Genomic DNA, 22,943 nt, shown 5'->3' on the forward strand with positions numbered 1-22,943 from the left:
GTCAGTTCTGCGAGCTCGCCTCAGGCAGCCGTGGCGACCCGGTCCGCGCGCAACGTCGGCGCGAGGACGAGGAGCCCCAGCAGCGGCAGGACGGCCAGCACCAGCAGCGCCGCCGGCATCCCGAGCAGGCCGCTGATCCCGGCGACGACGGCCGAGCCGACGCTGCCGCCGATGAGGAAGAGCAGCGTCGAGACGCCGAGGGCCACCCCTCGCACCTCCTGCTGCACCGCGTCGCCCACCACGGCGCTCAGCGCCGGTTGCCCCAGCCCGAAGGCGAAGGTCACCAGGATGATGGCGACCACGAGGATCGGCGCGCTGGTCCAGTGGGCGCCCGCCGTCGCGACGAGGAGGGCGGCCGAGGCGACGACCGCCGAGACGGCCAGCGCCCGGGCCGGGCCGACCCGGTTGAGCATCGGGCCGGTGACCTGCGGGACGACGAGCGCGACGACGGCGCTCGGCACCATCGCCAGGCCGACCTCCCATGCCTCCCACCCGGCCGACAGCAGCACCGCGGGCAGCGCGATCAGCATGGCGAACCACGTCGCCGGCACCGACGACGCCGCGACCGCGCTGCGCACGACGGTGGAGTTGCGGATCACCTCGACCGGGAGGAAACCGTCAGGGCGTCGACGTACGGTCGCGCGCACGGCCGGCACGCCCAGGATGAGCAGTCCGGCGCCGATGGCCGCGACCAGCAGCCCCGCCGACGGCGACTGCACGAGCAGCACCATGCCGGCGGCGGTGAGCGCGACGAGGATCGCGCCGACCACGTCGAGGCGGGCACCGCTGCCGTCGGTCGAGAGCGCGCGCCAGAGCGACGGGACGACGAGGGCGCCGAGGATCGGCAGGGCCATCACCGCACGCCAGCCGAAGGCGGCCTCCACGACTCCGCCGATGAGCGGGCCGAGGCAGCTGACGGCGGCGGCCACGCCGGCGAGACGGCCGAGGGCGAGCCCGCGGACCTCCCCGCTGTAGCGCGCCGACAGCATGGCGACGCCCAGCGTCGGTACGGCGGCAGCGCCCGCGCCCTGCACCATGCGGGCGCCCAGGAGGACGGGGAAGGTCGGGGCGAGCGCGGCCACGAGGGCCCCGACCGACATCAGGACCAGGCCGGCCAGCAGCGGCCCACGCACGCCGACCAGGTCGGAGATCCGGCCGTAGAGGGCGGTGGTGACCGCCAGCATCAGGACGTAGAGGCTGATCGTCCAGGCGGCGAGGCCGGGGCCGACGCCGAGGTCGTCGCCCATCAGCGACAGCGTCACGGCCGCGCTCGAGGAACCCATCCCGGCCAGCCCGAAGAGCAGGCCCAGCAGCAGCGACACCCGTCGGGAGTCGTCAGGCTGGTGGGTCGCGGGGTCGGTCGGGACGGGGGAGGTCATCGAGGGGTGACAACCGCACGGGGGGGCGGGTTGTTCCCGGTGCTCGGCTCCCGGTCAGGCAGGGTGGACGTGGACGCTGCCCGAGCTCCACGACACGGGTCCGATCGTCTGCACCACCGAGCCACCGGTCCCACCGGTCCCACCGTAGGTGATCGTGGCCGACACCCGGACCGTGCCCGCGGCGTTGTCACCGCCCGCGAAGTCGGTGTGGATGTTGGTGGTGGTGCTCGCGGGGATCGTGGAGTGCGTCGCCGTGACGGTGGAGGTCGGCGGCGTGAAGCGCTGGGGCGTCCACGTCAGGTCGCGCGGACCGGTCGTCGAGGAGTAGCCGTAGATCTCGAACGAGGTGAACGGACCGGCGCTCGTCGGCGCGTAGGAGAAGGTGAGGGAGATGCTCTCGATCGGGACGGGACCGTTGGTCAGGATCAGGTCCCACGAGACGTGCTTCTCGTTGCCGTTGCTCCACTTGACGGGCTGCCCGCCCGTCAACGTGCTGGTGGCGCCCGAGGCAGCGTAGGCCGGCGCTGCCGTCGCAACCGCGATCACGGGCACGCTCCACGCAGCGCCCCTGACCACGTTGCGCCGCGACGCGCGCAAACCTTGTGCTTCAGTCCCGAGCTCCATCGGTCGTTCCCCGTCATCACGAGCGACCCCCCAGGTGGTCACTTCGTCAACTACGGTAGGGATGGACCGCCTACGGGACAGTAACAATCTGGTTTCATCGAATGCGACCTGAGTCACATCTGCGGTGAACCTTGACAAAAGTCGCCTACACCTTCTGGTATGGGCTCGTGCACGACTGCTCCTGCTCAGATCTGTGCCGCACACGGTTGTCGAGCGCCCGACCTCGCCCTCCCGAGCCGGTTCGCCCGCGCCGGTGGGCGGCACCACCTACGATCACGCCCATGTCGTCTGCTCCGGTCGCCGCGGTCCTGGTCGCGCTGACCCTCGCGGCGGTGCTGGCGACGAGCGGCGTCGCGAAGCTGCGTGACCGGGTCGCCACGCGCGACGCCTTCGACGCGCTGCGGGTGCCGGACGTCGTACCCAAGGATGCCGCGGCCGCGTCGCTCCCGTGGGTGGAGCTCGCCCTCGCCGCGCTGCTGCTCGTGACTCCCGCTCCCCTGCTCACGCCGGTCGCGGTCGCCGTGCTCGTCCTGATGCTGGCCTACACCGCCCTCATCGCCCGCGCGCTCGGATTCGACGAGCCGGTCACGTGCTCGTGCTTCGGCAGCATCGGTCGTCACGACGTGGATCGCACGACCCTCTCCCGCAACCTGCTGCTGACCGTCCTTGCCGCAGGCCTCGTCTGGTTCGCCCTCGCGAGCGGCTCGGTCCCCGCAGCCGTGGCGGACCTCGACGCCGACGGCTGGTGGGCGCTGGTCGCCGCCGCAGCCGCCGCAGCGGTCGCCGTGCTGGTGGTCGGCACCCCGTCCACCTCCGGCGACGGGCCGGACGGCGAGCTGCTCGACTACGAGCGCCAGGCCATCCCCTACGGCGTGCTTGCCCTGCCCGACGGCCGCACGTCGTCGCTGGTCGAGCTGGCCTCGACGCAGGCACGCCTGCTCGTCGTGCTCAGCCCCGCCTGCGGCCCCTGCGTCCGGACCGCCGAGCGCCTCGACGACTGGGCCGCGCGCCTCGCACCTGCGGTCGGGGTGCTGGCGGTCTACCCCGACGTCGCCTCCGCCGCGGCGGCCCCGCAGCACGCGCCCCAGCTCGCGGCCTCGGAGCCCGACCTCAACCTCCGGCGCGTCTTCTCGATCAGCAGCACCCCGTCCGCGGTGCTGCTCGGTGCCGACGGCTACCTCGCCGGCGGACCCGTCGCAGGTGAGGACGTGGTGGCGGAGTTCGTCGAGGACGTGCTGTCCGTCCTGGCCGACCAGCCCAGTCCGGCCGAGTAGCCGGCCGCGGCTCCCTAGGATCGTCGCGTGCCCGAGCCTGCCCTGTCCGTCGTCGTCCCCACCCGGGGCGGCGCACGCCGGCTCCCCGTGCTGCTCGACGCCCTCGCCGCCCAGTCGCTCGACGAGCCCTGGGAGGTCGTGGTCGTCCTCGACGGTGACGTCGACGGCAGCCGCACGCTCCTCGAGTCGTACGCCGACCGCGTCCCGCTGCGCATCGTCGAGCACACCGGAGGGACCGGCGTCGGCGCGGCGCTGGCCGCGGGCTACGAGGCGGCCCGCGGCGAGATCGTCCTGCGCTGCGACGACGACCTGACCCCCCGGCCCGGCTTCCTCGCCGCCCACCTCGCGCGGCACCGCACCCGCCCGGAAGGAGCGGCCCCGCTGGGCGTCGTCTCGATGACGCGCGACGTCTTCGACGACACGGCGTACGCAACGGCGTACGGCCGACCGGCCAACCAGCGCCTGCTGGCGCAGGCCTACGCCCGCCCGGTCGATGAGCGCTGGCAGCACTGGGCGGCGTGCAACTCCGTGCCGCGCGCGGCCTACGAGGCGGTCGGCGGCTTCGACCCGACGCTGGGCTACCGCGAGGACTCCGAGCTCGGCCTGCGGCTCGCGCAGTCAGGTGTGGAGATCGTCATCGACCCCGACCTGGAGGTCGAGCACCGCGCTCCCGCCCCCGACACCGCGACCCGCGCCGCGCGCGCCTTCACCTCCGGTGCGTCGACCGTCGCCTTCGACGAGCGGCACCCCGGCACGCACGCCGCCGACGGCGAGGCGCCCCGTGACGCCTGGAGCCGCGCGGTCGCCGCAGCGGCGGCCCGGATCGGGTCGCGCGAGCGTGCCGCCGCGCTGGGCCGCCACGTCGACCATGTCCTCCCCCGCCTCCCCGCGGCAGCGCGCGGCAAGGCGATCGCCTGGGCCGTCGAGGCGGCCGCCGTCGCGGGTCGGCGGGTGGGTGACACCGCGTGGGTCCGCGAGGCCTCGGACGCAGTGCTCGACACGGTGAGCGTCGTGGTGCCGCACCACGGCGACCCCGCACCCACCCTCGCGCTGGTCGAGCAGCTGCTCGCGCAGACCCACGCCGTGCAGGTCGTCGTCGCCGACGACGCCTCGCCCGTGCCCTTCCCGGACCTCGATGGCGTCGAGGTCGTCCGTCGCGACACCAACGGCGGCTTCGGCGCCAACGTCAACGCCGGCGCCGCCGCCGTCACCGACGAGGCGATGCTGGTGCTCAACAGCGACCTCGACCTCGAGCCGACCTTCGTCGCCGACATGGTCGCCGCGGCCCGCACCCATCCGCGCGCGGTGCTGGCGCCGCGCATGGTCGACGAGCACGGCACCGAGGCGTGGGTGGGCCGCGACTTCCCGCGCGTGCGGCACCAGGTCGCCGCGTGGCTGACGCCGCTGGCACGCTTCCGCGGGACGACGGCCTGGCACCGGGCGGTCGGCCACGACGTACGCGCTCACCGCGCCGAGGGCGAGGTCGACTGGGTCGTGGGTGCCGCGATGTGGATCCCGGTCGAGGACTTCCGCGCCGTCGGCGGCTTCGACGAGCGCTTCTTCATGAACTCCGAGGAGGTCGACCTCCAGCGGCGGCTGCGCGAGCGCGGCCTCTCCGTCGTTGCTCTGCGCTCGCCGACGGTCGTGCACGCCGGGGGCGGGTCGTCGCCGTCGGAGTCGCGGCGGCGCTGGCTGGTCGAGGGTCAGCTGCTCTACGCCGACAAGTGGGGCTCGCGGCGCGCGCTGCAGGCCGCCCTCGGTGCCACGACCGGCGTCAACCTGGTGGTCAACGCGGTGCGACGCGCGGCGGGCAGCGACGTACGACCGCTCGAGACGGCGCGCCACGAGCTGCTGATGATCCGAGGCCCACGATGACGAACGCACTGGTGCTGTCCGAGCACCCCCTCGACTCGTGGGTCCGCCGCTACGAAGCCGGCGACGTTCCCGCCCGGCTGCCCTACGGCGTCGATGCCCTGGCTGAGATCGGCTGGAGCTTGTCGGGCTCCCGCCGGGCCGCCGATCCGCATTGGGGGCGTTGGCGGGACCTCGTCGAGCATCGCGCCGGTTTCCCGGTCGAGCAGACCCTCCGCGGCGTGAACGAGGTCCGCCGCAGCGACGTGGTGCTCGCCCTTCTGGAGAGGCAGGGCGCCGCTGCCTCCACGTTGCGTCGCGCCAACGTCCCGCCCTTCCGCTCGACCCCGCTGGTCGTGTGGTCCTGCTGGCTCGCCGACGACATCCGCTCCGCCACTCCAGAGCATCGGCGTCGGATCACGCGGCGCTTCGACGGCGCCGACCTGATAACGCACCTGTCGCGTCACGAGACGGAGATCTTCACCGATGTCGGGATCAGCGAGGACCGACTCTTCCCCGTGACCTACGGCGTGAGCCACGACTACTACACCCCGGGCGACAGCAACCGGGACATCGAGCTGCTCGCTGTCGGCCAGGATCGGGGTCGCGACTACCGCATTCTCTTCGACGCCGTGCGAGGGACCAACCTCCGCCTCGACGTGGTGTGCAAGCCCGAGAACCTCGCCGACCTCGACGTCCCTGACAACGTGCGGGTCCATGGCGTGGTGCCGTTGCCGGTGTACCGCAGGTTGCTTCAACGCGCCCAGGTCGTCGTCGTGCCCACTCGCGACCTCGCCTACCCGACGGGCTCGAGCGTGGCGCTGGAGTCCGCGTCCTCAGGTGCCTGCGTCGCGGTGACCGGTACGCGCGCGATGCGCGACTACTTCACCGACGACGAAGACGCACGGCTGGTCAACGAGGGTGACGTGGAGGGTTGGCGTGCGGTGCTCACGGAGCTGCGCGACGACCCGGCTCAACGGGCGCGCCTCGGAGCAGCAGCGAGAGCGAGCGTGGAAGCGCGGTTCAACGCCCGGCACATGTGGATCGAGCTCGCCGGCGCCATCAGGGACCGAGGGCTCGTCTGACAGTCACGCGCCCCAGGTGCTCCGCACCGTCGCCCTGAAGTGGTCGCGCCCATAGGTCTCCTGCGCCCACTTCTGGGCGCGATCCGATCGCGACTGCCAGGCACCGTGATCGCCGAGCACGGCGCAGAGCCCACGCGCCAGTCCTGCCGGGTCGTCGTCCAGACACGCATAGAGATCGCTGCCGTCGATCCCCTCGGCACCGACCGTCGTCGTCACGACCGGCACCCCGTGGCAGAGCGCCTCGACGGTCTTGAACTTCACGCCAGCCCCCTGGAGCACCGGCACGAGGGCCACCGTCGCAGCCGCGTACTCCTCGTCGAGGTTGTCGACGAAGCCCGCCAGCTCCACACCCGAGCCCGCCGGCAGACCTGCCACGCGTTCTCGCAGCTCATCACTGGCGCCGCCCCCGACGAGCCTCAGCACGGCATCGGGGCGTTCGGCTCGAACGAGGGGCCACACGTGCTCGATCGTCCAGAGCGCGGCCTTGTTGTTCTCGTCTCGGGCGAGGTAGGACACGACGATCACGACCTGCCCACCCGCGGGACGGTGGGGAGGTTCGACGCCTGCCGACAACGGTGGATGGACCACGGTGTGCGGAGGATCTCCCAGCAGGAGCGCGTCCTTGGCACTGAAGACCAACACCTCGTCGAGGGCACCCACCATCCGCCGCTCGTGTCGTCGTGAACGCCGCGCGACTGCCTGCCAGTAGCGGCGGGCCCTCGGCTCGTCCTGCGGCTCGCGGGAGAAGGACTGGCTCATCACGTCGTGGAAGGTCCCCGTGATCCGCGCGCCGCGGTTCATCCTGCGCAGCAGGCGCACCAGCCGGATGGACTCGCTGTACTGAAGGTCGATCACGTCGGCTGCCCGGACTGCTCGCCGCGCTTCAACCGACCGCATGAGCCCCAGCACGAAGGGAAGGGAGGGCGCCCCCGGGTCCCGGCGACGCCAGCGTGAGTCGGTCAGCAGCATGGCGCGGTTGAGTGCCCTGCCGAACAGCCGCCGGTCGGGTTCGTGGCCGAGGAGCAGCAGGCGTTCCGGCACGCCCGGCTTCGTCGCTGCCGCGTGGTTGAGGCGGTTGCCCACGGTCAGCATCGTGAGCTCCGAGTCGGCCTCCAGCAGGCGCTGGAGCTCCAGCAGGTAGCGCCCGCCTGCGTGAGGTACACCCTCGTGTCCGACGTACATGCTGATCAGCACCGTGCGAGGTCGGGTCACGTTCGCATCCTCCCAGACCTGCGCGCACCTAGACTCACGACCGTCGACGACGAAGGAGTGCGATGAAGCGGCTGATCCTGGCCCCCCACATGGACGACGAGGCCATGGGGTGCGGTGGCTTGATGGCCAAGCACCCCGACGAGTGCGTCGTCGTGGTCATGACCGACAGCGGCGAGACGCGGGCTCGGGAGCACGCGGAAGCGATGAAGATCCTCGGCGTCGATGGGTCGCGCCAGCTCGGCTTCCCCGACGGCCAGACCCCGCAGCACATGACCGAGATGGTCGGCGCGATCGACGCGATCATGGCCGAGCTCAAGCCTGATGAGCTCTACCTCCCCTACCCCTCGCTGCACCAGGACCACATCGCGGTCTACGAGGCCGGCATGCGGTCGTGCCGGGTGTCGATGTCGCTCGACCACTGGTTCCCGCCGAGCGTCTACGTCTACGACATCGCGGTCTACGACGTGAACCTCTACCCCACCGACCTGCGGTGGAACGTCTTCGAGGCGCTGACCGAGGAGCAGATCACCGCCAAGGAGGCGGCCTGCCAGGCCTACCAGTCCGAGATCCCGACCGAGGTCCACCCGATCAATAGCGTGCGCCAGATCGCCGGCGCGCTCGGGCAGGTGCGACTCGTGCCGTACGCCGAGCAGTTCGCGCTGGTGCGGACGGTCCGCCGGTGAGGGTTGCCATCCACCAGCCCGACCTGCTGCCGTGGCCCGGTTTCTGGTTCAAGATGCTGAACAGCGATCGCTTCGTGCTGGCCGTGCACGACCAGCTCCAGAAGCACTGGGTGCAGCGTCGCGTCACGATGCGCGACTCGTGGGTGACCCTGCCGCTGGAGACCAAGCCGCACCTGATCCCCATCAACGAGACGATCGTGAAACCCGGCTGGCAGGACCACCTGGAGAGCTCGATCACCGGTCGCTACCGAGGTGCCCGCCACTGGAAGGACCGCAGCGGTGACGTCTTCGACATGGTCCACGCCGTCGACTCCCACAACCTCGCCGACATCAACCACCAGCTGATCCTCGCGATGCGCGACTACCTCGGCATCACGACCGAGGTCGTGGTGACCGACCCGCCAAAGGCCAAGGGGGCCGACCGGGTGCTCGAGCAGCTCCAAATGGTCGGAGCGACGTCGTACCTGTCGGGCACGGGCGCGAAGGACTACCTCGGCGAGGAGGCGCAGGCGAAGTTCCGCGAGCTCGGCATCGGGCTGGAGTTCTCCGACCACCACAAGACGACCGGCGACTCGATCGTCACCGTGCTGATGGACTATGACGAGCCGCTGGAGATCGTGGCGAAGGCTGCGGCTCCGCACTAGCCGTGTGCGTCCTGAAAGCCAGGCCCAGCACGCACACGCCGACGAACATCGCGAAGTCGACGTTGTCGAAGAACCAGCCGAGGTTGCGCGCGTCCGACCACCTGGTGATCGGGACGCGCAGGTAGGCGAAGGCGAGGATGGCGAGGCCTGCGACACGCGGCACCCAGTCCTGCCGCAGCGCGAGGACAATGCCGGCCAGTGGAAGCCAGATCTGGTGGTGCGGCCACGCGATGGGCGTCGCGATGACCGCGGCGCAGCCGAGCAGGATCGCCGCGGCGACGTGGTCACCGGCCGCCCGGGCGCGGTGCGCGTTCCAGTAGGCCGCCAGCACGAGGACCCCGCCCAGCAACAGCCACAGGATCGTCCGGGCCGAGCCGTCGACACCGGCACGCGCTAGCACGCCCATCACCGATGTGTTGAAGCGCAGCTCGACGTCGCCGACGCGACCGGTGTCGAGCAGGGCGTCGGTCCAGTAGCGCACCGAGTCACTCGGCAGCACGACCCAGGCAAGAGCGACGGCAGCGGCGAACACGCCCACCGATTTCGCCAGCGCGCGCCACTGGCGGGTCAGCAGGAACCAGCCCCAGATGATCATCGGCGTCAGCTTGATCGCCGCTGCGAGGCCGACCAGCACGCCGCGAAAGCGATCGGGCACGAAGCGGCCCACGTCCAGGATCACGAGCAGGGCCAGGACGAGGTTGACCTGACCGGTGATCAGGTCGCTCTGCACCTTCGCTGAGCCGAGGAACGCCCCTGCGGCCAGACCGTACGCCGCCACGCGCGCGACCACCGACACGGGCCAGCGACGCGTGGCGACGACCAGCGCGACGACCACGAAGGCGACGAGGATGCAGAGAGTGAGCCAGGTCAGGCCGGTGGTCCGGGGGTCCAGCCACGTCAGCGGGCGCAGCACGATCGCGGCGAAGGGCGGGTAGGTGAATCCGTAGCCACCCTCGAGCGGGTAGTCGTAGAGCGCTCCGCCGTCCTTCAGGAAGTTGATCGCCCCGATGTAGACGGAGATGTCGCCGTCGGGACCGAGGTCGCCGCTCGCGGCCAGGCGCCATCCGCTGATCGCCTGTCGCAGGGCGAAGAGACCCGCCACGAGCAGCACGCCCCACATCCAGAACGGGGTGGCCGTCGTCCGGCGGTCGTCGTGGCTCATCGCGCGCCTTCATGGTCTGCCGTCGCGTCGAGGGCGTCCAGCACCTCGGTGGCGGCTGGGTGGAGGAACTTGCGGGCGAGCAGCACGTGGTCCGGCAGTGCGAGGAGCGATGGCAGGTCGTCGACACCGAAGGCCCGCGGCAGGTCCCAGTCGCCTTCGGTCCAGTCGACGAAGGTCAGGCTGGGCGCGATGCGGTCGCGGATCGAGGGGTCCATGTTGACGAGCAGCGTCTGGAAGAACGACTCGTCGGGGAACTGGCTCCAACGCATGAAGTCGGCGTAGGACGGGTTCCGCTCGTGGAACTCCAGCATCTGCTGGGCCACGTCGGACGGCACCGCCCACCACTGGGAACCTCCGACGACGAGGTGCGCGACGTCCGGGCGCTCCTGCCCGATCGTGCGGAGCACGTCGAGTGCCTCTCGCGGGCCAGACTCCCGCACCAGGCGGCGGGTCCAGCCCGTCAGCTCACGCAGGTTCATCTCCTGACGACGACGCAGCAGCCGCAGGTCGCCCTTCGCCTGCGACCTCGGCAGGCAGAAGTAGTCCAGCCGGCCGCGGTAGTTGTCCGGCCAGCGCTCCTCCAGCGCCCAGAGGTCCATGTGGACGAGGTCGGCATGGGCGGCGAGGTAGGCGTCGATGTGCTGGTTGCTCTTCACCGGATAGCTCTGCCCGCTCAGCATGACCAGGTGTCCGGGCGTGCCTGAGTCGAGGCACGTTCGGAGCATCGCGAGAGTTGCCTCGACCATCGACCACGTCCCCCACAAGCAGGCGACACGGGGCTCGACGGACACCACGCAGGGGCGCGCGAGCACCGACCGCCACGCCTCGTCTTTGGCCCGCCGGTCGAGGTGCAGCCAGAAGGAGGACTCCCCGTCGTCGAGGCGCTCGACGAGCCGACCGACGTGCTGGGGCTGGTCGTGGGCGAGCAGCAGGTAGTGCTTCCTCACGCGGACCTCCACCCCCGAACGCTGCTCGTTCGCCAACATCCTTCACTACTGTCGGGGCATGCGGCCCGAGGTTGACCGAAATTCGTCACGCGCCGCGCGCCGGACGGGCGTCCCGTACGTCTGGGCGCTGGTCACGGTCGTCCTCGCAGGGGTGTCCGCGATCCAGAAGCTGCCGTGCCTGCGCGGAGGCGCCGACACCGACGCCCTGGCCACCGCCCAGTGCTACAGCGACATCCCGCTCTTCTACGTCGGACGTGGACTCGCCGCGGACATCGGTTGGCTCGGCGGTCTGCCGCCGGGCTTCCGCGACCTGGAGTACCCACCCCTGATCAACCTCTTCATCGAGGCGAGCGCGAAGCTGACGCACGTCGTGCTCGGCACGCCGCCAGACGAGCTCGCGCGTCGAGCCCAGCTGGACGAGGCACAGATCTACGACCTGCCCGGCATGGCGACCGAGGAGCTGGTCTTCTTCCTCGTGTCGTGCGTGGGTCTGCTCGTCGCGTCGTTGGCTGCGGTCTGGGTCGCCTGGCGCGCCGGCTGGGTGCTGGGCGACCGGATCTCCTGGCTGGTCGTCGCACCCATCGTGGTGCTGACCTTCACCCTCAACTGGGACGCGCTCGCGCTGCTGGCCGCTGCGGCGGCGCTCGCCGCGTGGCAGCGACATCGGATGGTGTGGTTCGGGGCGTTCGTGGCGCTAGGGACGGCTGCCAAGCTGTTCCCGCTCGTGCTGGTGGCAGCGGGGCTGATCCTGGCGATCAGGACGCGGTCCAGCCGGGCGGTCGTGGCGATGACGACGTCCTTCGCCGTCGTCGTGCTCGCGGCCAACGCCCCGCTCTACCTCTCCGACGCCGACGCGTGGGGCGAGTTCTGGACCACGAACACCGAGCGCCCGGCGTCGTTCGGGTCGGCCTGGATGGCTGCGCGGATGGTCGGGCTGCCCACGAGCGCCGACCAGCTGAGCCTGGTGCTCGCGGTCGGGATGCTGGTCGCGTGGCTCGTCTGCGCCGCGGCGACCTGGACCGGACGCCTCGACCCCACGCTCGCCGAGCTGTCGTTGGTCTTCCTGGTCGTGTTCTTCGCCCTCGGCAAGGTGTACTCGCCCCAGTACTCGCTGTGGGTCGTCCTCGGCCTGCTGCTCGTCACCCGCTCGCGTTGGCTGGTCGCGGTCGCCGCTGCGGCGGAGACGTTCCACTACGTCGCGACCTGGCTCTACATCCGCGGCTTCACCACGCCGGACGTGGGCGTCGACAGGACCTACTGGTTCTCGGTGGTGCTCAGGCTGGCCGCCGAGCTGCTGCTGGTGCTCACCGTGCTGGGGCGTGCGCGGCGCCGCGCAGTCCACGCCGAGAATCCCGCACCCGGCACAGTCACAGCCGTGCCCTGACCTCGCCGACCACACGGCGGCCCGTACGTCGTGCCGCGATCCGGGCCCGGTTCCACGGGTCCGTCGCCGGTGCGTGCGACTGGTAGTGCGCGAGCGTCGCGGCCGCAGGCAGCAGCGACGACGACCCGGGCGCGGTGATTTGATCGAAGGCTGCTCCGAGCCGCTCCCGCACGAGATCGCCGCTGTGGCGCGAACGCACCCACTCGCGGCCGGCAGCGGCGCGGGCCTCGTACGTCGCCCGATCCCGGTCGAACCACCCCATCGCCTCGAGCGTGCGGTCGCACATGTCGACGACGTCCGAGTCGGCGATGACGGAGGAGTGTTCGGGGAGCATGTACTCCTTGGCGCCGTCGCCCGTGAAGCCGACGACGTAACAACCCGACGCCATCGCCTCAGCGCCCGGCAGTCCCACGCCCTCGCGCTCGGCACCGAACAGGAAGATCGCTGCCCGGCCCAGCTCCTCGGCCACCTGCTGCTGCGTCATGCCGTCGATCAGCACGATCTCCCAGCCGTCGAGCCGGCCGGAGCGGCGTACGAGCTGGACGGCGCCGAGCAGGTCCTCGCGACGGCGCCTCGGCATCAGTGCGATGCGGCGTTCCTTCTCGGCCGGCTGGAACCAGTCCTCGATCTGCACCGGCACGTTGTGGATCGGGAACCCCGGCGTGCAGGCGCGGTCGAGGAAGGTGTGGATCGCGTCCGACACCGCGATGACTGCCGTCGCCTGCGGCCACCCGGGATAGGCGCCGGGCTCGTCGGTGAGGAAGTCGGAGCCGGCGAAGACGAAGTCCATGCCCTGGCACAGCATCACCACCGGCTGGCACTCGGAGAGGAAGCTCCACTTCGAACCACCCGTCTCGGGCATGACGAGCACGTCGCCGGCAGCGAACTCGAGGTGGTGTCCGGTGTCCACCGGAGCGGTCGATCCCCACGAGTCGTAGGCGAACCCAGGGGTGCCGTGCCAGACGCGCGCGTCGTGGCCGAGGGCGCGAAGGTGCTCGACGTAGCGGTAGATCACCTTGATGCCACCGCTCGGGGTCGAGAGGTCGGGCGCCATGAAGCGGATCACGCGTCGATTCAAGCAGGATGCCTCGGCCGCCACCCCCCGGATGACAGGATGACCGCATGTCGTGCGACGGGAATCGGGCCCAGTGCTGAGCCTCCAGGGCGGGATCGTCGGCCGAGCCGCCAACCTCCTCGGCGTGCCACCTGGGACCGGCGAGCTCGTCAACGACAGCACTCGGCGCAGGCTGCTGCTCTCGGTCTGCGGGTCCGTCGTGCTGTCAGTGCTCGACATGCTCGGTGTCCTCGCGATGCTTCCGATGATGCAGTACATCACCGCGCAGGACCCCGACGTCGGCGCCCTCGGGATGGTCAACCGCATCCTCGGTCAGCCGAGCGAGGACGTGCTCGTCGTGTCGCTCGCGGTGATGATCGTGGGCGCGTTCGTCCTGAAGAACGTCGGCTCGATCCTCTTCCGCCGATGGCAGCTCAACTTCATGGCCAGGAACCAGGTGGAGATCCAGGCGCGCATCCTGGAGGGCTACCTGGTGGGCCCCTACGCCTGGCACCTTGCGAAGAACACCTCCGACAAGCTCTGGACGGTGCAGGGTGCCGTCGGGATGGGCTACACCGGCGGGCTGTCGTCCGTGCTGTCGGTGATCACCGAGACGTTGACGATCACCTTCATCTTCGTCTCCCTGCTCTTCATATCCCCCGCGACGACCATCGCCGCGATCGCCTACTTCGGGGTCGCCGGCCTGATCGTGCAAAGGGTGATCCGGCCTCGCATCCTCCGAGCCAGCCAACGCAGCCTCGAGTCTTCCCAAGCAGTGTCCAAGGCCTCCCTGCAGTCACTGACCGCCGTCAAGGAGATCAAGCTGCGCCACGCCGAGCAGCCCTTCGTCGACACCTTCACCTCCGCCAGCGTCGAGGGCGCGCGCGCCGGCGTGACGGCAGCGCTTCTCGCGGAGATCCCGAAGTACTTCCTCGAGATCGTGTTCATCACCGGGGTCGGACTGCTGGCCGTCGGAGCGGCAGCCGGCAACACCTCGCAGGAGAGTCTCCTCCTCCTCGGCATCTTTGCCGCCGCGGGCACGCGCATCCTGCCCGCCGCAGTGCGCCTCATCAACGCGATCGCCGGCATTCGCTTCGCCCGCGCCACGTTGGAGCATCTCGTCAGCGAGAACCGGATGCAGGAGAGCGCGCGCAGGGCAGACCTCGCAGCGCGGGTGACGGACGAGGTCCCCCGAGGCAACGTCCACGTCAGGGACCTCGCCTTCGCCTACGACGATCAGCCCGACGAGCTGGTGCTGCGCGGGGTCGACCTCGACATCCGAGCAGGCACCACCGTGGCGATGGTGGGCTCCAGCGGTGCCGGCAAGTCGACCTTCGTAGACATTCTCCTCGGCCTCCACCGCCCCAAGAGCGGAACGGTGACAGCCGGTGGCGTCACCATCTTCGACAACCTCCCGGCCTGGCAGCGCCAGCTTGCCGTTGTGCCGCAGGACGTCACGCTGCTCGACGAGACGCTCCGGGCCAACATCGCCTTCGACGAAGACGTGGACGCCGGTCGCATGGCCGAAGCGGTCGAGCGGGCACAGCTCGCCGATCTAGTCCGAGCACTCCCGGAGGGTCTGGACACCGAGATCGGCGAACGCGGAGTGCGCCTCTCCGGCGGTCAGCGTCAGCGCATCGGCATCGCCCGCGCTCTCTATCGCCGACCGAGCCTGCTCGTCCTCGACGAAGCGACCTCGGCGCTCGACAACGAGACGGAGCGCCGCCTCACCGAGACCATCGAAGGCCTCAAGGGCACAATGACGATCGTCATCGTGGCGCACCGCCTCTCGACGGTCCGGCACTGCGACCAGCTGATCTTCATGTCGCAAGGTCGTGCAGCGACGACTGGCACCTTCGAAGAGGTGGCTTCGCGCAACAAGGAGTTCGCCCACCTCGTGGAGCTCGGTTCGCTGTCCAGCCCCGTGTAGGCGCTGGACGGAACCGCCGACGGGTCACCAGGGATCAGCGGTGCTCCACGACGGATGGTGCTGCCATGGCCTTCCCTCGTCGATGTCCCGCACGTGGAACCGGGGCGCGACCACCTGGCACCCGTCGTCCAGCGTGCTGGCCAGGTACCCGCCCCAGTACGAGAAGGTCGAGTTGCTCAAGACCAGGTTGCTCGCCGACGCAAGCGTCGCGAGGTGGTGCAGCGGGCCAGCTGGGGCCACCTCCACCGGACCAACGTCCCGTAGCCAGTCGAGGTGCTCCGCGCACCAGCCCGGATCGTCGGACACCACCACCACCCGACGCAGGTCCCGCGATCCCAGCACGTCCACGGCACGTCGCAGGTAGGCATCGACGTTGATGCCGTAGACCGAGCGCAGGTGGGGATCGGAGTAGTAGTCCCCCCGCCGGACATTGATCGTCAAGGTCGTGGGATCCCGCTCCCGCATCCCAGCGGCGAAGGCGTCGGACAGCAGGCAGTCCAGGATGAAGCGCTCGAGCTCCGACTGGGTGAAGTCGGTGCCAAAGCGCTGGAAGTGCATCGGAGGAACGGGCAGCAGGCGGTTGGTACGGCCGATGTCCAACCTCGGAACGCTCAGAGTCGTCACGCTGGGCCAGACCGCGGGCCATTCGCCGAAGTGCTCGCTCTCACGGACCTTCAGGTCGCGCCCGTGTCCTCGTTCGCGGTGGGCGCGCAACCAGAAGTAGAGAAGGTTCCCCACCCGCGCCGTCATCGGTGTGAGGAGAACGGTTCGCGAGCCTCGGCGCAGCTGCCTGGCCAGCACCGGACGGATCGAGTCGAGCGGCCGTCTTCGCATCTGTCCTCCCCTGCCTCGTCATCGGGTCGTGCTCGAGCAGCGTGCCCGCCGACCAGCCTTCGCATCAGTCTAGGAAGTCAGCAGGCACCACCAGGTCCGCGCTGCGCCCGTAGGCTGGCCACGTGTCGAGACCTACCTGCTCCGTAGTGATCCCGGCCTTCAACGCCGCTCATCTCATCGGCGGTCAGCTCGGAGCCCTCGCCGCCCAGGTGGGCGCGCCGGCATTCGAAGTGGTCGTCGCCGACAACGGCTCGACCGACCGTCTGGAGAGCGAGGTCCTGTCCTGGCGGGACCGTCTTCCCGGGCTCCGCCTGGTGGACGCGTCGCGCGGCCGGGGCGTGTCGGTCGCACGCAACGTCGGAATCTCGCTCGCGCACACCGATCGCATCCTCGTGTGCGACGCGGACGACCGCGTTTCCGCCGGATGGGTCGCCGCGATCGCAACAGGCCTCTCGGATCATCCGTTGGTGAGCGGTCCGGTGGAGACGAGGCTCCTGTCGGGGCGTTCGGCAGACTGGGTCCCCATCGACCGACGCACGAGTGCGCTCTTCGAGACCTGGGGCGGTCGGACCTACGGGATCGGCTGCAATCTTGGACTTCGTCGCGAGGTGTGGGAGCAGGTCGGGGGTTTCGACGAGTCCTACCCGGCCGGAGCAGAAGAGATCGACTTCGCCTGGCGCGCCGGGGAGCTGGGCTACCGATTCGGCTACGTCGAAGAGGCTCTCCTGCACTACCGCATTCGCACCGACCTACGAGGAGTGCTTCGACAGCAGTACAACTCAGGGCGAGGCACCAGCACCCTCTACGGGAAGTTCCGCCCGCGGGAGGTCGAGCCGAAGACTGCCGTGCGACGGCTGCGCCACGAACTGCTCCTCGTCACGCAGTTCCCGTGGCGTGGCGGTCAGGACGCGCGGCGCTCGTGGCTTGCCCTGATGGCCTTCGAAGCCGGCAAGCTGATCGAGGCGCGCCGCCTCGGGTCCCCAGCTCCCTAGAAGTGACTGCCCACCAGCTCGCAGATCTCTACTGCTGAGCTCCGGCTGCGTGCCCGGGGAGTCCGACGACATCGAGGCCTTCGCTCCTCGCGACGTAGCCCATGAGGCGCTCCACCGCATGCGCCGTGGTGGTGTAGGCGGCGATGTGCTCGCCTTCGAAGTCGTCCGCGCTCATGCGTAACCCCTTGAGGACCGGGACAAGGGCCCCCCGCATGATGTAGATCGACCCGGCAGGAAACCGCAACGCCCCGGCGGGGCACCGAACGCCGATGCGCCGCGCGAGGTGCCGCACCGCTCGCCGGTCCGTGCTCCACGCCTCAGGTCCGGCCACGCTCGCGTCGTGGCACGCCAGACCTCCAGCCCCCCTGGTCACCGTGTCGTACGCGTGCCGGAAAGCCTGCGCCGATCCGAGGAGGCTCCCGACGAGCTGGTCGCGCCACTCGTGTCCCGTCGACGCTCCGAGAGACGTGGCCACCCCCTGAGGGCTCTTCTTGGTGTGCAGCTTCACGACCGCGTCGTACCCGTCCAGGAGCCCCGATTGGACCACCTGCAGGAAGGGCCAGATGTCACGACCGCGGTTCTCGACATCCAGCACTCGCGTCGACCGGGCAGTCGACCCGGACAGGTCGAGTGCCGTCCCCGACGCGTTGGTGACGATGAGGTCGAACGGCACGTCGATCACCCGGAGTTGCTCCAGCAACTGAGGAAGAAGCTCCGGGTAGAAGACGTGCATCACCACCGCCAGTGGGCCACGAGACACGTCACCAGGACGCCACCCAGAGACGGTCGGCACCGTCGGGTGGGGACGGCGACGCCATGTTCCGTAGTCGCAGGCCAGGTCGGTGGGCAGCCCGAGCCGGAACTTGGCCTCGATGGCCGCCAAGTGCCTTCCCCTCCTCCGCAGGGCCGCGAGCGGATCGTCCCTGCGCTGCTGCGCGGCTGCTGTCGTCTCCGACAGCGCATCCACCCCTTCCATCACGCCACGATCGACGGCGGGCGGATCCAGCAAGGTCACGGGCGAGGACGGCTGCTCCACCCGCCTCGCCACGACCGCCATGTGCATGTAGCGGGCGTCGCCGAGAATCCGGCCGGCTGGGCGCAGCCACCTGTAACGGAACTGCATCAGGGCGTCGTTCACCCCTTCGATCCGCTCGACCTCGTATCCCGCGCGGTGGAACATCTCGATGATGGATCGGCGCGTGAAGAAGCGGACGTGGGTGCGGTCCAGGGGTCCGGTGTCCTGGTAGTCCCAGCGGCCACGGACCAGATCGGCCATGACCGGCACGTACTGGACGTTCGGAATCGAGGCGAGCACCCGACCGTCGTCTCTGAGGAACCGGTGAGACTCGTAGAGAACCTTCCACGGGTCGTAGAGGTGCTCGAGCACATCCATGAAGCAGATCAGGTCGAGACCGGTCCACCCCTCGGGCATGGCGTCGGGGAAGAACCCCTGCTCGACCTTGTCGAAGCCGTGGGATTCGCGAGCAACGGCGGCTTGTTCCGCGACCGACTCGATCCCGACGATCCAAGCGCCGGCCCCCAATCGCGCGCGCAACGTCCGACCGAAACCGCCCTTGCCACAGCCCACGTCTGCCACTCGGCGCGCACCGTGCGGGATGAAGTCCGCGAACTCCTCACGAGGATCATCGAGGTACACGCCTTGCTGCTCGAGATCGACCATGACCCTCGTCACCCCTTCGTAACCGCTTGAGGCCCCGACCCTAGTGGCGGGTGCGATGCCCGCGTGTCCCTGCGCATTAAGGCTGTGCGACCCATCATCCAACGACCGCTCACTAGAGTGACCGCTGTGACCTTCTTGCAGCGCGTGGTCGAGGCTCCCCCCTCGCTTCGCTGGCACCGCGGCGGCCTCGCGTCGCGGTTGCTCTATACCCGCGCCTTCGGCGCACTTGGGCACGGCACCGTGATCGTCAGGCCGCACATCATCCGTCGACCCGGTCAGATGTTCATCGGGGCCGGTGGTGCGATCCGTGAAGACGTGTGGCTCCAGTGCGAGCGCGATCACAGCCGCATCACGATCGGCGACCGCGTCACCATCAGCCGCTGTGTCGAGATCGCCTCGATCGATCCGATCACGCTCGGGGACGACTGTGTCATCGGGTTCGGATCCCTGATCACGTCCGGTGATCACCAGCGCGTGGACCGACGCCTGACGCGTCCCACGGGCCCGATCACCATCGGGAGCTCGGTCTTCATCGGTCAGGGCGCCATCGTCATGGGAGGAGTGACCATCGGTGACGGCGCCACGGTGGGCGCGCACGCCATCGTGACCCGCGACGTCGCTCCCGGCCAGACCGTGGTCGGCATCCCCGCGCGACCTCTCGGAAGCTGAGGCGTGCGCGTCCTGCTGGTGAGCCCGGGCTTCCACGGCTACCATTCGGCCATCGCCGCGGCGTTCGCCGCACGCGGGCACGCCGTCTCGGCGGTGGTCTACGACGACCACGGCGGCCTCGTCGGCCGCACCTGGCACCAGCTGCGCCACCAGCTTCCGCGCCGCCTCGGCGCCGGGGACCTGCGCCGACTGGCGCGCGAGGAGTCGCTCGCCGCCGTCGCAGCGGTCCGACAGGCGCGTCCGGAGGCCGTGGTCGTGATCAAGGGCGACACGCTGGGCGCTGACTTCTGGAACAGCATCGCCGGACTCCCCCGGGTCACCTGGCTCTACGACGAGGTGCGCCGTACGCGGTGGTCGCTCGGCCACCTGTCGACGGTCGGCCCGATCGCGACGTACTCGTCGCACGACGACGTGGCGTTCGGTGCCGCGGGAATCGACTCGCGCCACCTCCCGCTCGCCTACGACCACCGGCTGGTGCCGTCGCCGAGAGCACGACGCATCGCCGACGTCACCTTCGTGGGCGCGCGCTACCCCGCACGCGAGCAGGTGCTGCTCGCGTTGCAGGAGCGTGGCGTGGGCGTGCGCGCCCATGGCCGCGACTGGTCCGGGCACCCGGTGGACCGCCTCCGGACCTGGCGCGTCTCCACGCCTGCCGTGGCCGCCGGCCGCGACCTGTCGCGCGCCGCCGCCTACGACGTCATGGCCGCGTCGGTCGCGACGCTCAACCTCCACGGCGACCAGGACGGCTTCACCATGCGCACCTTCGAGGCCGCCGGCGTCGGCGCTGTTGAGCTGATCGACCGCGACGACGTCGCCGGCCTCTACGAGCCGGGCGTCGAGGTGCTGCCCTGGACGACCCACGACGAGCTCGCCGGCCTGTGCCACCGGGCCGCCAGCGACTCCGCCTGGTCCAGCGCGATCAGAGTGGCAGCCCGACGGCGCACCCTCGCCGAGCACACCTTCGACCACCGGATCGCAGTCCTGGAGGACTCATGGGACACGGCCTGAGGCACCCCGCCGACCTCGTCGCCTGGCGACGCTGGCAGGAGTCGCGCCATCCCGTGCGCCACGTGGTCCGAACCGCCCGAGCGCGCCTGAGTCCTCCGGTCGAGACTCGGGTCGATCTGCTCGTCGCCGATGAGGGTGCGGACCTGCTCGTCGCTGTCGAGGCGATGCACGCCAGTGTCGACCGCGCCGTGGTCGTCCCCCTGGGGCACCTCGACGCTGCCCGGACGACTGTGGTCGCCCCCGTCGGCTGGCAACCGCCAGCCGCCTACTCCGGACACGCGCGACGCACCGTCCCGCTCGGCGACCTCACCCTCCCAGCGGTGCGGGCGGTGCTGGCGGCCGGGCACCGGTCCGAGATCGGGTCGACCGCCTACGCGCTCGCTGAAGCGCTCGGTGCGACGTTCTTCGTCTCCCAGCACGGCGCGCTCACTCCCTACGCGCCTCCGCTGCCGCACGCGGCCCGGCTCCTCGCCTGGAGCGAGGCCGACGGCGCCTTCTGGACGACCGGTCGACGCGACGTCGAGGTCGAGGTCGTCGGCAGCCAGCTGCTGTGGGCGGCCGCGGGTCTCGTGACGGGCGCCAGGGCGCCCTCCTCGACCACCGGTGGAGATGCTGCCCCGCTGACCTACCTCGGCCAGGGGCACGCCGCTGAGATCTCGCGGGCCAGGCTCGCCCAGGCTGCCCTGAGCACCTGTCGCGCGCACGGCGCGACCTACCGGCCGCACCCCTCGGAGCGCGACGTCACCTCGCGCGCCGTCCTGGCGGGCTACCGCCGCGCCGGGATCACCGTCGACACCAGCGGGGTGCCGCTCGTCGACCTCGAGGCGCCGATCGTCAGCGTCTTCTCCACCGGGGTGCTCGAAGCGGCCGCCCGCGGATGGGAGGCCTGGGTCGAGTTTCCGCGTCCGCCCGCCTGGCTGGGCGAGTTCTGGGAGCGTTACGCCATGCACCGCCTCGGCTCCTCCCCGACGCCCGCCCCACACCTCCCGGACCAGGAGCCGGCTGCGCGGATCGCGGAGATCGTGACCGGGGCGGCGTCGTGAGGCTCTGCGTGATCCCCGCCCGCGGCGGCTCCAAGGGCGTGCCGCGCAAGAACCTCCTCGACGTCGGCGGCAAGCCGCTCATCGTCTGGACGATCGAGCAGGCCCTCGACGTGCCGGACCTCGACGTGCTGGTCTCCACCGACGACGAGGAGATCGCCGAGGTCTCCCGCGCCGCCGGGGCGCGCGTGCCGTGGCTGCGCCCCGCCGACCTCGCGCAGGACACCACCCCGACGGAACCGGTCGTGCGCCACGCCATCGACCAGGTCACTGCTGAGCGCGGTCGTCCGGACGCGGTGATGCTGCTCCAGGCGACGTCCCCGGTCCGTCACGACGACACTCTCGCCCGGGCGCTGGCCGAGTTCGCCGCCACCGGGGTGGACTCGATGGTCGGCGTCGTCGAGCAGCCGCCTTTCGTCTGGCAGGCCGGTGACCCGCCCACTGCGGCGTACGACGTCGCGGCCCGGCCGCGTCGGCAGGACCTGACGGACGAGACCCGGCGCTACCGCGAGACCGGCTCGCTCTACGTCACGCGCACCGAGGTCTACGAGCACCACGACAACCGCCTCGGCGGCCGCATCGGCCTCTTCGTGATGGCCGAGGATGAAGGCATCGACATCGACACCGAGCTCGACGTGGCACTCGCAGCGCAGCAGTTGATTGCGATCGCTTCCTCGCGATGATATGCCAGCGGCGTCACCCGACGGCTCCTACAGTGTGCGCATGACCGTCGAGGAAACGTCCACCGAGCGCAGCGCCATCGACGACTTGCACTGGTACATCAACAAGTACGAGAGCAGCTACGGTCAGTCCACCCTTCCGGGCGCTGACCAGATCCGCAGGGTGATGTCGCCAGCTGCGCGACTCCGGGCCAAGCAGGTCGCCACCAACGCCCAGGCTCGACTCATGCGTCGACGGGCGTCTGAGATGGTGCATGGACTGGATCAGGTGCGCCTCCATCTCGGATGTGGCTGGAACAAGCTCGCCGACTGGATCAACGTCGACCTCGTCGGGGGCAAGACTGATCTGGTCTGGGACCTGCGCCGGCCTCTGCCGTTCGCGCCGAGAAGCGTCGACGTGATCTTCCTCGAGCACGTCTTCGAGCACATGCGTTACTCGGAGACGCTCACCGTTCTCGGGCACCTCAGGACCACACTGAAACCCGGCGGCGTCCTGCGAGTCGGGGTGCCGGACGCAGGCATGTACGCAAAGTGGTACGCCACTGATCCCGACAGCCTGCGCACGACACGCTGGGGCCGCCCTACCGCCATGTTCGCGCTGCGGGAGGTGTTCCAGGAGCACGCACACGTCGCGGCGTACGACGCGGAGACGCTCATCCTCGTCCTCGAGGCAGGCGGATTCCCTGGCGCAGAGGTCACCGAGCCGGGGACCTCGCTGCTCCTCGAGTCTGTCCCCGACATGCCTGAGCGCTGGGCCGAGACGGTCTACGTCGAAGTTCGTGCCTGAGGCCAGCTCCGCGGTTCGCGAAT

The 22,943-nt window shown here is 70.3% G+C and carries 21 protein-coding genes; 13 read left to right on the top strand and 8 right to left on the bottom strand.

Annotated elements, in window-relative coordinates:
* Positions 1-20 precede the first annotated feature (20 nt).
* Positions 21-1,379 carry an MFS transporter gene (locus CFI00_RS20480; protein ID WP_207082805.1) on the bottom strand — a complete coding sequence of 453 codons (1,359 nt, stop codon included), beginning with the start codon at positions 1,377-1,379 and terminating at the stop codon, positions 21-23.
* A gap of 54 nt (positions 1,380-1,433) precedes the next feature.
* Positions 1,434-1,925, bottom strand: a complete 492-nt coding sequence (locus CFI00_RS20485) for a hypothetical protein (RefSeq protein ID WP_207082806.1) — start codon at positions 1,923-1,925, stop codon at positions 1,434-1,436.
* Positions 1,926-2,284: 359 nt separating this feature from the next.
* On the opposite strand from CFI00_RS20485, the gene CFI00_RS20490 reads away from it, so the two are divergent.
* From CFI00_RS20490 to CFI00_RS20500, 3 genes are read left to right on the top strand one after another with little or no spacing between them, the layout of a single operon-like run.
* Positions 2,285-3,277 (top strand): MauE/DoxX family redox-associated membrane protein, encoded by a 993-nt coding sequence (locus tag CFI00_RS20490; RefSeq protein ID WP_207082807.1) that lies wholly within the window; start codon positions 2,285-2,287, stop codon positions 3,275-3,277.
* Positions 3,278-3,304: 27 nt separating this feature from the next.
* Entirely contained in the window at positions 3,305-5,152 is a 1,848-nt protein-coding gene (locus CFI00_RS20495) for a glycosyltransferase (protein WP_207082808.1), read from the top strand.
* A complete protein-coding gene (locus CFI00_RS20500; RefSeq protein ID WP_207082809.1) occupies positions 5,149-6,213 on the top strand; it encodes a glycosyltransferase in 1,065 nt (354 codons plus the stop codon). The genes CFI00_RS20495 and CFI00_RS20500 overlap by 4 nt, the downstream gene beginning before the upstream one ends.
* Positions 6,214-6,216: 3 nt before the next feature.
* Here the strand turns inward: CFI00_RS20500 and CFI00_RS20505 are convergent, their stop codons facing one another.
* The gene (locus CFI00_RS20505) at positions 6,217-7,425 is read right to left on the bottom strand and encodes a glycosyltransferase (RefSeq protein WP_207082810.1); all 1,209 of its coding nucleotides are present in this window, start codon (positions 7,423-7,425) and stop codon (positions 6,217-6,219) included.
* Positions 7,426-7,487: 62 nt separating this feature from the next.
* Here CFI00_RS20505 and CFI00_RS20510 point away from each other — a divergent pair, with 62 nt between their 5' ends.
* Both CFI00_RS20510 and CFI00_RS20515 read left to right on the top strand, forming a co-directional pair.
* Positions 7,488-8,108: a PIG-L deacetylase family protein gene (locus tag CFI00_RS20510; protein ID WP_207082811.1), complete on the top strand. Its 621-nt coding sequence runs from the start codon at positions 7,488-7,490 to the stop codon at positions 8,106-8,108.
* A complete protein-coding gene (locus CFI00_RS20515) occupies positions 8,105-8,752 on the top strand; it encodes a WbqC family protein (protein WP_207082812.1) in 648 nt (215 codons plus the stop codon). Before CFI00_RS20510 ends, CFI00_RS20515 begins: the two co-directional genes overlap by 4 nt.
* Here the strand turns inward: CFI00_RS20515 and CFI00_RS20520 are convergent.
* Together CFI00_RS20520 and CFI00_RS20525 are read right to left on the bottom strand one after the other, a co-directional pair.
* Positions 8,688-9,914 carry a glycosyltransferase 87 family protein gene (locus tag CFI00_RS20520; RefSeq protein ID WP_207082813.1) on the bottom strand — a complete coding sequence of 409 codons (1,227 nt, stop codon included), beginning with the start codon at positions 9,912-9,914 and terminating at the stop codon, positions 8,688-8,690. The two genes, CFI00_RS20515 and CFI00_RS20520, sit on opposite strands and share 65 nt — an antisense overlap.
* Entirely contained in the window at positions 9,911-10,861 is a 951-nt protein-coding gene (locus tag CFI00_RS20525) for a beta-1,6-N-acetylglucosaminyltransferase (RefSeq protein WP_207082814.1), read from the bottom strand. The genes CFI00_RS20520 and CFI00_RS20525 overlap by 4 nt, the downstream gene beginning before the upstream one ends.
* A gap of 58 nt (positions 10,862-10,919) precedes the next feature.
* Here CFI00_RS20525 and CFI00_RS20530 point away from each other — a divergent pair, with 58 nt between their 5' ends.
* On the top strand, positions 10,920-12,245 hold the full coding sequence (locus CFI00_RS20530) for a glycosyltransferase family 87 protein (protein ID WP_207082815.1): 1,326 nt from the start codon (positions 10,920-10,922) through the stop codon (positions 12,243-12,245).
* Here the strand turns inward: CFI00_RS20530 and CFI00_RS20535 are convergent.
* Complete coding sequence (locus CFI00_RS20535; RefSeq protein ID WP_207082816.1) at positions 12,229-13,311, bottom strand: glycosyltransferase; 1,083 nt, start codon at positions 13,309-13,311, stop codon at positions 12,229-12,231. The two genes, CFI00_RS20530 and CFI00_RS20535, sit on opposite strands and share 17 nt — an antisense overlap.
* A gap of 82 nt (positions 13,312-13,393) precedes the next feature.
* Here CFI00_RS20535 and CFI00_RS20540 point away from each other — a divergent pair, with 82 nt between their 5' ends.
* Positions 13,394-15,229, top strand: a complete 1,836-nt coding sequence (locus CFI00_RS20540; RefSeq protein ID WP_207082817.1) for an ABC transporter ATP-binding protein — start codon at positions 13,394-13,396, stop codon at positions 15,227-15,229.
* A gap of 24 nt (positions 15,230-15,253) precedes the next feature.
* On the opposite strand, the gene CFI00_RS20545 is transcribed toward CFI00_RS20540, so the two are convergent.
* Complete coding sequence (locus CFI00_RS20545; RefSeq protein ID WP_207082818.1) at positions 15,254-15,979, bottom strand: alpha-1,2-fucosyltransferase; 726 nt, start codon at positions 15,977-15,979, stop codon at positions 15,254-15,256.
* Between the two features lie 206 nt (positions 15,980-16,185).
* Here CFI00_RS20545 and CFI00_RS20550 point away from each other — a divergent pair, with 206 nt between their 5' ends.
* On the top strand, positions 16,186-17,055 hold the full coding sequence (locus tag CFI00_RS20550; protein ID WP_207082819.1) for a glycosyltransferase: 870 nt from the start codon (positions 16,186-16,188) through the stop codon (positions 17,053-17,055).
* Positions 17,056-17,083: 28 nt separating this feature from the next.
* Here the strand turns inward: CFI00_RS20550 and CFI00_RS20555 are convergent, their stop codons facing one another.
* On the bottom strand, positions 17,084-18,736 hold the full coding sequence (locus CFI00_RS20555) for a rhamnan synthesis F family protein (protein WP_207082820.1): 1,653 nt from the start codon (positions 18,734-18,736) through the stop codon (positions 17,084-17,086).
* A 63-nt stretch (positions 18,737-18,799) separates the two neighbouring features.
* Between CFI00_RS20555 and CFI00_RS23925 the strand changes: the two genes are divergently transcribed.
* Genes CFI00_RS23925 through CFI00_RS20575 form a run of 5 tightly spaced genes read left to right on the top strand, consistent with a single transcriptional unit; the run spans position 18,800 to position 22,920 of the window.
* The gene (locus CFI00_RS23925) at positions 18,800-19,405 is read left to right on the top strand and encodes an acyltransferase (RefSeq protein ID WP_277988325.1); all 606 of its coding nucleotides are present in this window, start codon (positions 18,800-18,802) and stop codon (positions 19,403-19,405) included.
* Between the two features lie 3 nt (positions 19,406-19,408).
* Positions 19,409-20,413 (top strand): glycosyltransferase, encoded by a 1,005-nt coding sequence (locus CFI00_RS20565; RefSeq protein WP_207082821.1) that lies wholly within the window; start codon positions 19,409-19,411, stop codon positions 20,411-20,413.
* Positions 20,398-21,456, top strand: coding sequence for a hypothetical protein (locus CFI00_RS23750; protein WP_242532533.1), 1,059 nt, complete (start codon positions 20,398-20,400; stop codon positions 21,454-21,456). Before CFI00_RS20565 ends, CFI00_RS23750 begins: the two co-directional genes overlap by 16 nt.
* A gap of 8 nt (positions 21,457-21,464) precedes the next feature.
* Positions 21,465-22,136: an acylneuraminate cytidylyltransferase family protein gene (locus CFI00_RS20570; RefSeq protein WP_242532534.1), complete on the top strand. Its 672-nt coding sequence runs from the start codon at positions 21,465-21,467 to the stop codon at positions 22,134-22,136.
* Positions 22,137-22,176: 40 nt separating this feature from the next.
* Complete coding sequence (locus CFI00_RS20575) at positions 22,177-22,920, top strand: methyltransferase domain-containing protein (protein ID WP_242532915.1); 744 nt, start codon at positions 22,177-22,179, stop codon at positions 22,918-22,920.
* Positions 22,921-22,943: the final 23 nt, after the last annotated feature.

Source organism: Nocardioides sp. S5 (assembly GCF_017310035.1).
Lineage (GTDB): Bacteria > Actinomycetota > Actinomycetes > Propionibacteriales > Nocardioidaceae > Nocardioides.

Bases quoted from the DNA above. Each gene is read 5' to 3' on its own strand.
- CFI00_RS20500 (WP_207082809.1), top strand. From the start codon at position 5,149: ATGACGAACGCACTGGTGCTGTCCGAGCACCCCCTCGACTCGTGGGTC.
- CFI00_RS20520 (WP_207082813.1), bottom strand. From the start codon at position 9,914: ATGAGCCACGACGACCGCCGGACGACGGCCACCCCGTTCTGGATGTGG.
- CFI00_RS20575 (WP_242532915.1), top strand. From the start codon at position 22,177: ATGACCGTCGAGGAAACGTCCACCGAGCGCAGCGCCATCGACGACTTG.
- CFI00_RS20510 (WP_207082811.1), top strand. From the start codon at position 7,488: ATGAAGCGGCTGATCCTGGCCCCCCACATGGACGACGAGGCCATGGGG.
- CFI00_RS20530 (WP_207082815.1), top strand. From the start codon at position 10,920: ATGCGGCCCGAGGTTGACCGAAATTCGTCACGCGCCGCGCGCCGGACG.
- CFI00_RS20480 (WP_207082805.1), bottom strand. From the start codon at position 1,379: ATGACCTCCCCCGTCCCGACCGACCCCGCGACCCACCAGCCTGACGAC.
- CFI00_RS23750 (WP_242532533.1), top strand. From the start codon at position 20,398: ATGGGACACGGCCTGAGGCACCCCGCCGACCTCGTCGCCTGGCGACGC.
- CFI00_RS20545 (WP_207082818.1), bottom strand. From the start codon at position 15,979: ATGACGGCGCGGGTGGGGAACCTTCTCTACTTCTGGTTGCGCGCCCAC.
- CFI00_RS20490 (WP_207082807.1), top strand. From the start codon at position 2,285: ATGTCGTCTGCTCCGGTCGCCGCGGTCCTGGTCGCGCTGACCCTCGCG.
- CFI00_RS20555 (WP_207082820.1), bottom strand. From the start codon at position 18,736: ATGGTCGATCTCGAGCAGCAAGGCGTGTACCTCGATGATCCTCGTGAG.